This is a genomic window from Curtobacterium sp. MCBA15_008, from assembly GCF_001865065.1.
Lineage (GTDB): Bacteria > Actinomycetota > Actinomycetes > Actinomycetales > Microbacteriaceae > Curtobacterium.
In genome coordinates this window covers 1-233 of record NZ_MJGN01000052.1, presented here as the reverse complement: position 1 = coordinate 233, position 233 = coordinate 1, and the positions used below count along the sequence as shown (strand labels likewise).

The window sequence follows — 233 nt, the reverse complement described above, 5'->3', positions numbered from 1 at the left end:
CAGCATCACAGCTTACGACGCGAAAACCGGCGCACAGAAATGGCGTTGGTATACCGTGCCGGGAAATCCGAACGAACCGTTTGAAAACGAAGCCATGGCTCGCGCCGCGAAAACCTGGGACCCAAGTGGAAAATACTGGGAGGCCGGTGGCGGTGGCACCGTATGGGACTCCATCGTTTTTGATCCGGACCTGAATCTCTTATATATCGGCACAGGTAACGGCTCTCCATGGT

The 233-nt window shown here is 55.4% G+C and carries 1 pseudogene; it reads left to right on the top strand.

The features are described 5' to 3' along the window. Window positions 1–233, top strand: a pseudogene (locus BIU96_RS20130) (hypothetical protein); the annotation flags it as partial.